General features: G+C 73.5%; 12 protein-coding genes. 6 read left to right on the forward strand and 6 right to left on the reverse strand.

What is annotated here, in order from left to right; translation table 11 throughout:
- Positions 1-42: 42 nt before the first annotated feature.
- Genes DDW44_RS24980 through DDW44_RS24990 form a run of 3 tightly spaced genes read right to left on the reverse strand, consistent with a single transcriptional unit; the run spans position 43 to position 3,619 of the window.
- Positions 43-1,215, reverse strand: a complete 1,173-nt coding sequence (locus tag DDW44_RS24980) for a PP2C family protein-serine/threonine phosphatase (RefSeq protein WP_240800374.1) — start codon at positions 1,213-1,215, stop codon at positions 43-45.
- A gap of 11 nt (positions 1,216-1,226) precedes the next feature.
- Positions 1,227-3,422, reverse strand: a complete 2,196-nt coding sequence (locus tag DDW44_RS24985; protein ID WP_108907818.1) for an FUSC family protein — start codon at positions 3,420-3,422, stop codon at positions 1,227-1,229.
- Entirely contained in the window at positions 3,419-3,619 is a 201-nt protein-coding gene (locus tag DDW44_RS24990) for a hypothetical protein (protein ID WP_108907819.1), read from the reverse strand. Before DDW44_RS24990 ends, DDW44_RS24985 begins: the two co-directional genes overlap by 4 nt.
- 513 nt (positions 3,620-4,132) lie before the next feature.
- Here DDW44_RS24990 and DDW44_RS24995 point away from each other — a divergent pair.
- The 3 genes from DDW44_RS24995 (at position 4,133) to DDW44_RS25005 (ending at position 6,802) form a co-directional block, all read left to right on the forward strand.
- A complete protein-coding gene (locus tag DDW44_RS24995) occupies positions 4,133-5,050 on the forward strand; it encodes a DMT family transporter (protein ID WP_108907820.1) in 918 nt (305 codons plus the stop codon).
- 223 nt (positions 5,051-5,273) lie between these two features.
- A complete protein-coding gene (locus DDW44_RS25000; protein WP_017944650.1) occupies positions 5,274-5,753 on the forward strand; it encodes an SPW repeat protein in 480 nt (159 codons plus the stop codon).
- A gap of 128 nt (positions 5,754-5,881) precedes the next feature.
- The gene (locus tag DDW44_RS25005) at positions 5,882-6,802 is read left to right on the forward strand and encodes a MurR/RpiR family transcriptional regulator (protein ID WP_026281459.1); all 921 of its coding nucleotides are present in this window, start codon (positions 5,882-5,884) and stop codon (positions 6,800-6,802) included.
- A 311-nt stretch (positions 6,803-7,113) separates the two neighbouring features.
- On the opposite strand, the gene DDW44_RS25010 is transcribed toward DDW44_RS25005, so the two are convergent.
- Together DDW44_RS25010 and DDW44_RS31805 are read right to left on the reverse strand one after the other, a co-directional pair.
- Entirely contained in the window at positions 7,114-7,803 is a 690-nt protein-coding gene (locus tag DDW44_RS25010; protein WP_018888634.1) for a class F sortase, read from the reverse strand.
- A gap of 133 nt (positions 7,804-7,936) precedes the next feature.
- Positions 7,937-8,821 carry a hypothetical protein gene (locus DDW44_RS31805; protein WP_146207055.1) on the reverse strand — a complete coding sequence of 295 codons (885 nt, stop codon included), beginning with the start codon at positions 8,819-8,821 and terminating at the stop codon, positions 7,937-7,939.
- 544 nt (positions 8,822-9,365) lie between these two features.
- Here DDW44_RS31805 and DDW44_RS32975 point away from each other — a divergent pair.
- The 3 genes from DDW44_RS32975 to DDW44_RS25035 all read left to right on the forward strand — a co-directional run bounded on the left by DDW44_RS32975 (position 9,366) and on the right by DDW44_RS25035 (position 11,382).
- Entirely contained in the window at positions 9,366-9,647 is a 282-nt protein-coding gene (locus tag DDW44_RS32975; RefSeq protein ID WP_244224106.1) for a hypothetical protein, read from the forward strand.
- 311 nt (positions 9,648-9,958) lie between these two features.
- Positions 9,959-10,558, forward strand: coding sequence for an ECF RNA polymerase sigma factor SigK (gene sigK, locus DDW44_RS25030; protein WP_017944645.1), 600 nt, complete (start codon positions 9,959-9,961; stop codon positions 10,556-10,558).
- The gene (locus DDW44_RS25035) at positions 10,555-11,382 is read left to right on the forward strand and encodes an anti-sigma factor (RefSeq protein ID WP_108907822.1); all 828 of its coding nucleotides are present in this window, start codon (positions 10,555-10,557) and stop codon (positions 11,380-11,382) included. Before sigK ends, DDW44_RS25035 begins: the two co-directional genes overlap by 4 nt.
- A 200-nt stretch (positions 11,383-11,582) precedes the next feature.
- On the opposite strand, the gene DDW44_RS25040 is transcribed toward DDW44_RS25035, so the two are convergent.
- Positions 11,583-12,881, reverse strand: a complete 1,299-nt coding sequence (locus DDW44_RS25040) for a cytochrome P450 family protein (RefSeq protein ID WP_108907823.1) — start codon at positions 12,879-12,881, stop codon at positions 11,583-11,585.
- Positions 12,882-12,907 lie beyond the last annotated feature (26 nt).

Raw genomic sequence — 12,907 nt, forward strand, 5'->3', positions numbered from 1 at the left:
TTCACGCCCCTGGATGCGGGCCCCGGATTCGCGCCAGCCGGCCTACCCGCGCGGCTCCGTGCGGGCGGAGGCGCCTCCGGTGCGCCGCCACGGCGGCTCCGCACCGGCCAGGGAGAACGCGAGGACCGCCCGGTCGTCGCCGTCGGACCGGGCCGACCAGCGCTCCGAGTCGGTCCGTACGAACGACACGACCGCCTCGGGGTCCGGCGCGGGGTCGTCGCCGAAGCGCTCGGCGAGGCGCCTCAGGACCGGATAGAACACGCCGTCCGCGTTCCGTGCCTCGCTCACCCCGTCCGTGATCACGACGAGCACCTCGCCGGGCTCGAGCGGGTGCACCGTGACGTCGTCGCCGTCCGCCGTCGGGGCCAGCCCGCCCAGGCCCAGGGGCAGCCCGGGCGCGGTGACCAGCCGCCGTGCCCCCCGCGGGCCGATCAGCAGCGGCGACGGGTGGCCGCGGTCGACGACCCGCACCTCGCCGCCGCCCGGCGGGAACTCCAGTACCAGCGCCGTGACGAACAGCTCCGGGTCGCCCTCGCCGCCCGCCGGGCTGTTGCGGGCGATGCTGAGCTCCAGCCTCTCGGCCAGGCTGCTCAGGTTCTTCCACTCGTGGGCCGACACCCGGAAGCTGCCCAGCACGGCCGCGACCGTCTGGACCGCGTCCAGTCCCTTGCCGCGGACGTCGCCGATGATCGCCCGCACCCCGAACGGCGTCTCGCACACGTCGTACAGATCCCCGCCGACGAGCGTGCCGCCCTCCCCGGCCTCGTAGAACCCGGCGGCGCGTACCGGGCCGAGCCGGGCCGGCACCGGCCGTAGCAGGGTCCGCTGCATCGCCTCGGCGACCGAGTGCGCCCGGATCAGATCCCGGCGGGTCCGCTCCCGCTGCCAGGCCAGCGCGACGCTGGCGACTCCGACGACGAGCGTGGTCGCGTAGAGGGCCACATGGTGCGGCTCGCCGAAGTGCCCGGGGCGGTGGGTCGCCATCCACATCTGCAGCCCCAGGCACACCGCGGCCGAGAGCGCCGTGCCCCGCGGGCCGCGCGTCGCCGCGGCCAGCGGCGGCACGGCGACGAGCAGGAAGCTCACCGGCTCGCCTCTCCCGATGGTCAGGTTCACGGCCACGTCGACGACCACCGCGGCCAGCGGCAGCCACCACACCCATGCGTGGCGTGGGGACGGGTGCCGCAGTGCGGTGCGGTGGCCCCGGCCGGACACGGGTGCGCGCCCTACCTGCCGGGCCGGCGGGGCCCGGACAGGTGGCCCGCGGCGTCGCCGGCGGTCGTGCCGCGTGCCGCCCGGCGGACCGGGTCGGGCAGCCCCGCCTCGATCCGGGCGAACTGGGCGTCGAGGCTGCGCAGCCACACGTCGAGGTCGACCAGCGCGGGCAGCGGCGGCCCGACGGGCGAGGCGGGCGACGACCGGGTCGTCACCTCCGGCGGCGGCTGGTCCCCGGTGCACAGGCAGGCGAGCCGGACGGTGCTGTCGGCCACCGCGTGGGCGCCGGCCCGGGCCCGGTCCGCGGCGTCCGGCGGCAGCGCGGTCGCCGGCATGTCGAACCGGGGCAGCCAGTGGGCGCCGAGCAGGACCTGGCCGGCCGCGATCAGCACGGCGTGCCAGTCGGCGTGGGCGGGTCTGCTGCCGGCCGGTTCGCTGCGGAACTGGTCGTAGGCGGCCTCGGCCAGGCGCAGCCGGTGCAGGGCGGGCTGGGTCGGCGGGAGAGGGGCCGAGCCCGGCGGCACGGCCGTCAGCGCCGCGACGGTGCCCCTGATGAGGGGATTGCACGCGTGCAGGAGCTCCGCCATGGTCCGCCGCACCTCCCGCCGGGCGCCGGCCGGCCAGGCGAGCATCGCGCACAGCAGACCGATCGCGCTTCCGGTCACCACGTCCACGATCCGCGCCTCGGCCAGCTGCCAGTTCGCCGGGGCGATCTGGGCGAACGCGATGGCCACCACGAGGGTGAACAGCCCCTGCGCCCAGGCGATGCCCAACAGCGGCCCGAGCGCGAACGCGAGCAGCATGCCCGGCGCGAGGAGCGCGGCGTACGCCTCGGTGTGCTGTCCCAGGCCGATCAGCAGGGCGCCCGCGGCGACGGCGCCCACCAGGTTGCCGGCGACCGCGATGCGGATGGCCGCCCAGGTCTGGCCGACGGTGGTGCGGCTCAGCGTCAGCACCGCGAGCAGCACCCAGAATCCGTGGGTGAGGTCGAGCGAACCGGCGACGAGCCGCGCGGCGGCGAGGGCCAGTGCGATCCGCACGGCGTTCTGGAACTGCACCGAGCGCAGGGTCATGTTGCCGGTGAACCGGCGGATCCACAGCTGCGGGGCGGGGGCCTGGGCGTACCAGAACAGCTCCCGCGGCTCGATCGGCCGGGAGCGGCGCCCGTCGAGGCCGACCCGTACCGAGATCTCCAGGATCCGTGCCGACTCGGCGACGGCCAGCACCGCCGCCTGCCGGCGCAGCACCGGCACCGGGGGAACGTCGGCGGGATTCCGGGTCGCCTGCCGTACCCGTGTCTGCTGGAAGGCGTCGATCACCTCGTCCATCCGCTCCGGGCCCGGGATGGGGCGGCCCGCCCGCAGGGCGGCGCCGGTCTCGTCGCACAGGGACGCCACCTGCGGCAGCAGCGAACGCGACGGCGTGTCCGCATCCTCGGCGCCCCCCGCGCCGGGCCCGGAGCCGTTCCCCCGGACGAGCAGGCGGAGTTCGCCCGTCTCGGTCAGATGGGCCAGCTGCTCCAGCAGCCGGCGGGCCCCGGACCCCGCCTGGGAGAGTCCGCGGGCCGCACGGCCGGGTCCCGCGGGGCGCTCCGCGGGCGGGAACCGGGACAGCCGCAGGCGCGCGCCGGCGGCCCGCAGGTCCCCGGGGGAGAGGTGGATGCGGCCCGCGAGGGTGCCGCCCGCCGTGGCCACGGCCTCCGCGAGGGCCGTCCGGTACGTCGGGCCCGGTGCCTGCGGCAGCAGGAACAGCTCGCACAGCGCCAGCACCACCACCCCGAAGACCAGCCCGGCCAGCCGCAGCCACAGGGTCTGGGGCTCGTACGGCGGGAAGCAGGCCAGGATGTAGAAGAGCTGGAGCCCCGGCGCCGCCCCGGCCGGGCGCGGCCCCGCGACCGCCGCGAAGGCGAGCAGGAAGCCCACGACGAGCATGCCGAGCACCGCCGCCCAGGTCTGCACCGCCAGCAGGGTTCCGAGCGCCACCAGCACCAGACCCACCGGCAGCGCCTTCAGCATCACCACGGCCCGCTGCCGCCCGGACCCGGGGATCGAGGACAGCAGGCCGAGGGCGATCGGCGCGAACAGCGCGTACAGCGCCAGCACGGGTTCGTGGAGCCAGTACAGGAAGGGGTAGAAGCCCGCGGACGCGGCGAGGGACACCCGCAGCGACCGGTGCAGGATCTCGGTTCGCTCCGCGCCGCTCTTCACGACGCGCCCCCGCCGAGGGCCTTGAAGGACCGGGCCCGGTCGCGCCGGCCGGGCGACCGCGCGGTGGGACCGGGCTCCCCGGCGGTACCGGACAGGGCGCGGCCCGGCGATGAGCAGCCGGTCCCGGTGCACAGCGGTGCGCCCGTGACCGCGATGACGGCCCCCGTCCGCGCGGCCGGCGAAGACTCAGCGCGCATGAGCACGTTCCTCTCGGGCCGACGCCGCCGCGGCGTCGTGGGCGGGCCGGACAGCGGCCCGCTGCCCATTGTCGGACGCCCCCGAAGGAAGCGCAGCCCGGCCCGCCTGTCCGCCCGCCCTCCTGGTTCGCCCTGTCCGCGTGCGCTGTCCGCGTGCCCGGTCAGCGCGCCCTGCTCGGCCGCCCCGTTCGCCCCGTGGGTGACCGGGCTCCGCTCGGCCCGTGGGTGGCCGGTGCCGTCCCGGCCGGAGGTGCGGTCCCTGCCGGGTCCGTGGGTGGGCCGTGGGTGGGCCGTGGGTGGTGGGTGCCGTCCCGGCCGGTGGTGGCGCGGCCGGTGGTGGCGCGGCCGGCGGTGGGTGCCGTGCGGCCGATGGCGCTGTCCCCGCCGGGGCCGTGACGACCCGGCCCCCGTTCGGACCGCGGCCCGGCGTTCCCCGATCGCGGCGTGCCCCACGCCGGTTCACCATGGCAGGAGCCACAGCGGCCACGGGGCGGGAGGCGGGAGGATCGTACGGTGCAGTCGCTCCTGCTGCCGGTGGGCTTCGCCCTCGCCTCGGCGCTCAGCAACGCCACCGCCACCGTGCTGCAGCGCCAGGAGGCCCTGAAGGTGCCGAGCTCCAGCGGTCTGCGCCCGGGGCTGATGCTGGATCTGCTGCGCCGGCCCCTCTGGCTGGCCGGGATCGCCGCCGTCCTGGTGGCGGGAGTGTGCCAGGCGCTGGCGCTCAACACCGGGCCGCTGGCCATCGTCCAGCCGCTGTTCGTCCTCGAACTGCCGCTCGCCCTGATCATCGCGTCGATGGTGATGCACCGGCGGCTGCCCCGGGCCGGCTGGGGGGCCGTGGGACTCGTCGTGGTGGGCCTCGGCATCGCCCTGGCCGCGCTGTCCCCCACCGGGAACCGCACGCAGGTGCCCCTGGACCGCTGGGTGCCGGCGCTCGCCTTCTGCGGAGGGGCGGTCGTCGCGCTCTCGGCCGTGGCCCTGCGGCGTCCCGTGGGGCGCACCCGCGCCGCCCTCCTCGGCGCGGCCACCGCCATCAGCTACGCCCTCACCGCGGCGCTGATGAAGTCGGCGACCCACATCCTCGAGGACGAGGGAGCCGCGGCGTTCTTCACCTCCTGGGAGGTGTACGCCTTCGCGGTCACGGGCGGCACCGCGCTGTTCCTCCTGGAGAACGCCCTGCAGGCGGGCCCGCTGGTCGCCTCCCAGCCCGCGCTGACCCTCGGGGACGCCACGCTGAGCCTGCTGCTCGGCGTCACCCTGTACGAGGAGCACGTGCGCACCGGCTGGTGGCTGCTGCCGGAACTGCTGGGGCTCGCGCTGATCACCGTCGGTGTGTTCGCCCTCGCCCGGATTCCCCTGGCGGAGTCGCTCGTGGCGGCGGAGAAGACCTCCGGGGCCACGCCTCCCCAGGCCGGACAGCCCCTGCCCTGAACCGGCCCGCCGGGGAGGCACCCGGCGGGCGGCCGGGACGTCCCGCACCGGCTCCGGGGACGTCCCGCACCGGCTCCCGGGACACCCGGACCGGCCCGCCCGGAGCGATCCCGGACGGGCCCGAAGCGGGATTGCCCGAAAGGGGATTGAGGGAACCGGCCGAGAAGCGTTTCATTGCAGATGAAAGGGCACGAACAGACGCTTCCGGAGGAGGCGGCCCGCAATGACCACACACCAACCCGGCATCGAGCAGCACCCTGACCTCGCCGAGATGCGCGCACGCTTCGAACGCGCCACCTCATCGCCGCGCGGCCAGGTGACGGAAACACTGGCCCTCCTCACGGGCCTCTATCTCGCGGCCTCGCCGTGGATCGTCGGTTTCAACGGCCTCACCACCCTGGCCGTCACCAACCTGATCTGCGGCGTCGCCTTCGCCCTGTGCCTGGGCGGGTTCGGCTCGGCCTACGAGCGGACCCACGCCATGGCCTGGTGCGCCATCGTGATCGGCGCCTTCACGGTCTTCTCCCCGTGGATCGTCGCCGGGAACGTCGCCGTCACCGGCAGCGTCGTCAGCAACGTCGTCACCGGCATCGTGGCGCTCTGCATCGGCGTGGCCATGGCCGGCATGACCGACCGGCCGGGAGCGCTGCGCCCCGTCCGGTCCTCCGGAGGCCGGGGCGGTGACCTCGGCCCGCTGAGCTGACGCCCCCTCGACCGAGAGGCCCCGGCCGCCCCAGGGCGCCGGGGCCTTCCGGTTGCACGAAGAGTCCACGGGGCGACCACGCATGGTGAGCTATGTTGAGCGGGAGCGGGACGAAAGGGAGGCACACGGTGCCATCAAGGCAGCGGGCGCGCGCACAGGCGTCTGCGATCACGCCGGGGAAACAGACCCCGGATGCGGAGCCGGCTCCTGTGGAGAGGGTCCGTGCACTGTTCGGCGGACACCGGCTGTCGCCCGGCCAGCGGCGTATCGCGCAGTACATCACGGACAACCTCACCGAGGCCGCCTTTCTGTCGATCACCGATCTCGCGGACCGGGTGGGTGTCAGCCAGCCGTCGGTGACGCGCTTCGCCGCATCGGTCGGCTTCAGCGGCTACCCGGCGCTGCGGGAGGCGCTGCAGCCCATCGCGCTCAGCGCGGTAGCCGGTTCACCGGAGACCGTCGAGAGCCGGCGCAACGAGTTGCAGACGGCGGTCGACGCCGAGATCGCCAACCTGGAGAGCCTGCGCCGGAGGTTCGCCGACACCGGCCAGGTGCTCGAGGTCGGCCGTGAGCTGGCCCGGTCGGTGCCGCTGACCATCCTCGGGCTGCGGATCTCCACCTCGCTCGCGGAGTACTTCGCCTATGCCGCCCGGCGGATCCACCCGGACGTACGGCTGGTCTCACGCGGCGGGAGCGTGGCGTACGACGCGCTGCTGCAGTCCCGCGAGGCGGGCGGGACCTGGGTGCTGGCCTTTGCGATGCCCCGCCACGCCAAGGAGACGCTGGCGGCCGTGCGGGCCGCCCGCCGTACGGGCCTGCGGACCGCCCTGATCACGGATCTCACCCTGGGACCACTCGTGGACGAGGTCGATGTGGCGCTCACCGCGGGTACCGGCTCACGGCTGGTCTTCGACTCCTACTCCGCGCCAGGGGTGCTGTCGGCGGCGATCCTCCAGGCGATGGCGGACGCGGATCCCGAGCGCACGCAGCAGCGGCTGGAGCAGTACGAGCACGCCGCCGACCAGCACGACTTCTTCCTCGAGGACTGAGGCGGCAGCCGCACACCCCCTCCCCCCCGGTGGGAGGAAAGGGGGACTTTCATGCCCAGAAGAGCATGAATTTTTTCATGCTCTTGCTTACTTGGCGGTAAATATATTTACTTCGAGTGGCACTGCGGACGACACTCCTCCTCGTCGGCCCCACGGTGTTCTGTTCGGGCAGTCCGCTCCCCTCGGACGCCCCCGGCGGCTCCGGTCAACCCCTGGGCCGGAGCCGCCGGTCAACAGCCTCGCGAGACCGTCCGGCCGGCGGCCCCGCAGCGGCCGGGCCCGCCCGGCGCCCTTCGCCCCGGGGCGGGTGCTCAGCCGTTCTTGACGGAGTCGAGGTGGGCGAACACCACGACGTTGTCCTTGTAGTCCTTCGTCGTCTTGTCGTACAGGCCGCCGCAGGTGATCAGGCGAAGCTGTGCGTTCGGTGCGTCGTTGTAGACCCGGGCGCTGGGGAAGGCGGCCTTGCTGAAGGTCTCCACCGAGTCGACCTTGAACGTGGCCACCTTGCGGTCCTGCCGGGTGATGTCGATCTTGTTCCCGGGCTTGAGCGCACTGAGGGACTCGAACACCGCCGGTCCCGTCAAGGTGTCCAGATGGCCCGCGAGGATGGAGGTGCCCTTCTCGCCCGGTGTGGCGCCCTTCCCGTACCAGCCCACCAGATTCTTGTCGTTGGGCGGCGGCGCGTTCAACTGCCCGGTCTTGCTGAGCGCCAGCACCGTGAACGGGGCGTTGACCGAGATGGCCGGGATGACGATGCGCGTCGGGGCGGAACGCGGCAGCGGCGGGTGGACGGGAGCGGCTTTCGGCGGGCTCTTGGGGGCGGCGGCGGGCGACGCGGGGCGGGTTTGGGGCGAGTCGGCGGTCTGGCCGCCGAGCGAGTTGTAGCAGAGCAGTCCGCCCAGCGCGGCCGCCAGGACCGGCCACAGCAGGGTCTGGGTGAGTGAGCGGGACGGTGCGGACTCTGGGGGCGTCTGCGAGCCGAGCGGTTGCCTGGCGTTCATGCGAGAAGCCTTTCGTGTACCGGGACGCGGCCGGGGAGGAACGGATCGGGGCTGGGAAACGCATCGCCGCGGCCGCCGTCCGGAAGGACGGCGGCCGCGACAGCGCAGCGAACTGCGGTTGATGCGGCCTCGATCAGGCCGAGGTGCCGGTCACGCCACGACGGCGCAGCTTCCAGGCGCCGGCGCCGATGCCGCCGAGCATGAGAAGCGAACCGGCGGCCAGGCTGCCGTTGTTCATCGCCAGACCGCCGCCGCCGGCGTCGACGCTGCCCTTGGGGTCGTCGTCGTCATCGTCGTCGTAGTCGTCGTCATCGTCGTCGTGGTCGTAGTCGTCCTTGTCGTGGTGCTTGTGCTTCCACTTCTTGTCGTGGTCGCCGTGGTCGTCCTTGCCGTAGTCCTTCTTCTCGTCGTCCTTCTTGCCGTACTCGTCCTTCTTCGAGTCCTCCTCGTGCTTGGACCCGTTCTCGTCCTTCTTCGAGCCCTCTTCCTGCTTGGAGCCCTGGCCCCACTCGTCGTTCATGACCGACGCGAGGAAGCCGCCGCCGGCGTCGACGCCGCCCTTGGGCTCGTCGTCGTCGTCATCGTCGTCGTCGTAGTCGTCATCGTCGTCGTCGTGGTCGTAGTCGTCCTTGTCGTGGTGCTTGTGCTTCCACTTCTTGTCGTGGTCGCCGTGGTCGCCCTTGTCGTGGTCGCCCTTGCCGTGGTCGCCCTTGCCGTGGTCGTCCTTCTTCTCGTCGTCCTCGGCCACGGCACGGCTCAGGAAGCCGCCGCCGGTGTCGACGCCGCCCTTGGGCTCGTCGTCATCGTCGTCGTCATCGTCGTCGTCGTGGTCGTCGTCGTCGTAGTCGTCGTGGTCGTCCTTGTCCCACTTCTTGTAGTGGTCCTTCTTGTCCCACTTCTTGTCGTGGTCGCCGTGGTCGCCCTTGCCGTGGTCGTCCTTCTTCTCGTCGTCCTTCTTGCCCTCGTGGCTGCTCGAGGAGGAACCGTTGTCGTGGCCCCAGTCCTCGGCCAGAGTCATCGCGTAAGCGGTAGGTGCGGCAATCGTCAGAACCGCGGTAATGGCGGCTGAGGCGCACAGGGTGCGGGCAGAGCGCATGAGATCCCATTCCTTTCGCCGCGACTGCGAAGGCTGACACATCGTCGGCTCATCGGATCGCAGCAGCGACGAATTCACCGTCAGACGGATCGCGGCTTCGCACCAGCCGAGAACGTCGCATTAGGGGGACACCGTCCGCTCTTCGGGTGGCGACACGCCGACTATTCACCCGTTGGGCGGCGGCCGGTCGATACGCGACCTCGCGGCGTCCCTCGAAGCCTCCGAATCCTCCGAAGCCTCCGCGATCCGGCACTCCGCGATCCGGCTCTCCGCGGACCTCCGGAGTGCCCGCCGGGTGCCCCGAATCCCGTGCTCGTCGCGTCCGGCGCCCATCCGGAGGCGGGTCGGCTTCGAACAACTCGTGTCACGTGCGCACGGCGGCGACGACGTGCGCGTGCGGTGTCCGGCGGTGCTGACGGTCCCCGACCAGGAGATCCGGAAGGCCCCCGGAGAAAGGCGGGTCAGCATGGCCGTACCCCTCCGGGCGCGCCGTCTCGTGGCCGCCACGGCCGCCGCGGGTGTGCTCGTCGGCGGGCTCTCCGTGGCGTACGCGGGCACTGCGGCGGCCTCGTCCGCGCCGGCCTCCCCCGCGCGGGTCACCCAGCTCGTGGCCGAGTCCGGAGACCCGGACTGGGATCGCTGCACGTGGCGCAAGGGTCACTGGGAGCAGAAGCGCTCCGATGACCGCTGGGAGGACAAGTGGGTCCCGGGCCGCTGGGACTGCCGCGACGGCGGCGGGCGCCGCTGACCGGCCGCGACCGCCGGCCGATGTGGCGAGGACGGCGAAGTCAGGCGAGGACGGCGACGACGGGTGAAGACGGCGAGGACGGCGAGAACGGGTGAAGACGCCGAGGACGGGTGACTGCGGGTGACGGCTGGAACGGAACCGGTCTGCTGACGGATGAGAACGGATGAGAGGTGACCGGTGGACGCGACAGGTCACCCGACACCCCGGCTCCTCGCGGCTCCAGGAGTGCGGCTCCCTGCGATCGGTGGTGGCATGGTGACGAACGAGCCTGTACGGCACCCCTGGTGCCCACGAGGAGCAAGGGGGCGTGAGTGTCGCCACCTGACGCGGATCCCGACGCCGCCGAACAACTGGCCAAGCTCGGCCTGGACGAGCTCATGGTCCTGGTGGGCCGCGGCGACCAGGACGCGTTCGTACCCGTCTACGCGGCGGTCAGCGGCCCGGTACTGGGCCTCGTCCGCAGGGTCCTGCGGGATCCGGCGCAGTCCGAGGAGGTGACCCAGGACGTGCTCGTGGAGGTGTGGCGTACGGCCGGCCGGTTCCGGCCCGAACAGGGCAGTGCCCTGACCTGGGTTCTGACCCTGGCCCATCGGCGTGCGGTGGACCGGGTCCGGTCGTCACAGGCCAGGACCGAACGGGAGCGCAGGGTCGCGCTGCTGGAGGCCGCCCCGCCGTTCGACGACGTGGTCGAGCAGGTCGAGACCGGCCTGGAGCAGCAGCAGGTCCGGCGCTGTCTCCAGTCGCTGACCGAGCTTCAGCGGGAGTCGGTCGTGCTGGCGTACTACCACGGCCTCACCTACCGGGAGGTCGCCGAGTTCCTGTCGCAGCCCCTGGGCACGGTGAAGGCCAGGATGCGTGACGGGCTGATGCGGTTGCGTGACTGTCTGTACGAGGGTGAGGTGCGGCCATGAACGGGATCCCGAACGACAGCGGCGACGAGCTGCACTCCGCCTGCGGAGCCTACGTCCTGCACGCGCTGCCCGAGGACGAGCGGAGGGCCTTCGAGGACCACCTCGCCGCCTGCGCCGCCTGCGCGCACGAGGTCGCGGCGCTCACCGAATCGGCGGCACGCCTCGCCCAGCCGGTCGCGGCCGAACCCCCCGAGCACCTGCGGCGCCGGGTGCAGGAGCGGATCGCCGTCACCCCCCAGGCCCCGTACGCGCCCCGCGCCCCGCGCGAACGCCCCGGGACGGAGGCCGCCCCGCACGTCCGCCCCGCTGCCGCGGGGCCGGTCCCGTCCGGCGTCCGGCGCTCACCCGTCCCCCGGGTCCTGCGGGTGGCGCTCGCCGCCTGCGCCGCGCTGGCCGTGGCCTTCGGCGGCGTCGCCGTGTCGCAGTACCGGGCGGCCGAGGAGGCGCGCTCCCAGCTGCAGTCGGCCGAGGAGCGGTACGCGGGTGTGGCCGACGTGCTCGCCGCGCCGGACGTGGAACTCCACACCCAGCGGCTCCCGGACGGCGGGACCGGCACCATCGCCGTCTCCCGCAGCCAGGACGCCGCGGTGTTCTGCGCGACCGGAGTGCGTCCGCTCCCGGTCGGCAAGACCTACGCCCTGTGGTTCAGCGAGGACGGCTCCTACCGTCCCGCGGGCCTGGTCAGCGGGGGTGAGGCGCAGGACATGCAGATGCTCAACGGCCCGGTCTCGGGGGCGACGGCCGTGGGCATCACCATCGAACCCGCCGGGGGCTCGTCCCGGCCCACCGGCCCGCCGATGGGACTCATCGACATTCCGGCCTGAGGTGCCGCGAACGACGGTTCACCGACGCCACGGCTCCGTGGGCGGCGGGGGTGCCGTCGCTCGTCGGCCGCGGCGGTGAGCCGTGGCTCGTCGGCCGTGGGCGGTGAGCCGTCGACCCGGGTCGTCGGCGGTGCCGTGGCCGGCTGTGAGCGGGCTGTCCCCTCGCCCGGGCCGTGACGGCCGCTGCCGGGGCTCGTCGGTCAGCCCGTTCCGAACGGTGCGACCTCTCCCGGTGCGGACCGGGGGACGTCCTTCTCCCGGCCGAAGCCGGCACGGTGGCCGTCCGTCGCCGTGAACGTCACGGGAAGCCGCGTGGGTCCGCGCAGCCCGCCCGGCCGCCAGCCGAGTTCCTCCGGCGGCACGGCCAGCACGAGGTCCGGCAGGCGCCGCAGCACGGTGCCGATGGCGATCTGGCCCTCCAGCCTGGCCAGCGGGGCCCCCAGGCAGTAGTGGATCCCGTGGCCGAAGGCGAGGTGGGCGTTGTCGCGCCGGGTGAGGTCCAGCCGGTCCGGGTCGGCGAACCGCGCCGGGTCGCGGTCCGCGATGGCGGAGGCGATCAGTACGGTCGCGCCTCGCGGGATGGCCACACCGGCGATCTCGACGTCCTCGCGTGCGAACCTCGCGATTCCGGGGCTGACGGGCCCGTCGTAGCGCAGGAACTCCTCGATCGCCCCGGGCAGCAGTTCCGGGTCGTCCCGCAGCAGCGCCAGCTGGTCGGGGTGGGCGAGCAGCGCCGCGACACCGCTGCCGATCAGATTGACCGTCGTGATGTACCCGGCGACGAGCAGCAGGAAGGCCATCGCGATCAGCTCGTCCTCGTTCAGCCGCTGCTCCTCGTCCCGTGCGGCGATGAGCGCACTCAGCAGATCGTCCCCCGGCCGGGCCCGCTTGTCCGCGATGAGCCCGGTCAGATAGGCGCGCATGCGCTGCCACGCCGCGTCCACCACGGCGGGGTCCGGCATCTCCGCCCGGCGCAGCAGCATGTCGTCGGTCCACCGCTGGAACTCGTGCCGGTCGTCCAGCGGGACGCCGAGCAGTTCGCTGATGACGGTGACCGGGAGTGGCAGCGCGAAGTCCGCGACGAGTTCCGCCCGGCCGGTGGGCGCCAGCCCGTCGAGCAGCCGGTCGGTGATCTCCTGGATCCTCGGCCGCATCTCCGCCACCCGGCGCGCGGTGAACGCCTTGGAGACCAGCCTGCGCAGCCGGGTGTGGTCGGGCGGGTCCGAGCGCAGCATGTTGCTCACCATCGACCCGCGCTCCGTCGAGGGCAGCTGCTGCATCAACCGCGGGTCGGAGGCATCGCGGACGTCGCTGCTCAGCCGGGAGTCCGACAGGGCCGCCAGGCCGTCCTCGTATCGGGTGACCAGCCAGGCCTCCACGCCGCCGGCGATCACGGCCCGGCGTACCGGACCCTCCTCGCGCAGCCGGCGGTAGAGCGGGAACGGATCCGCGACGAAGGCCGGGTCGGTGTAGGGCAGAAGGACCGGCTGCTCGCTCATGTCGCCTCCCGGGAAGCGGCAGGGCC

Source organism: Streptomyces tirandamycinicus, from assembly GCF_003097515.1.
Classification (GTDB): domain Bacteria; phylum Actinomycetota; class Actinomycetes; order Streptomycetales; family Streptomycetaceae; genus Streptomyces; species Streptomyces tirandamycinicus.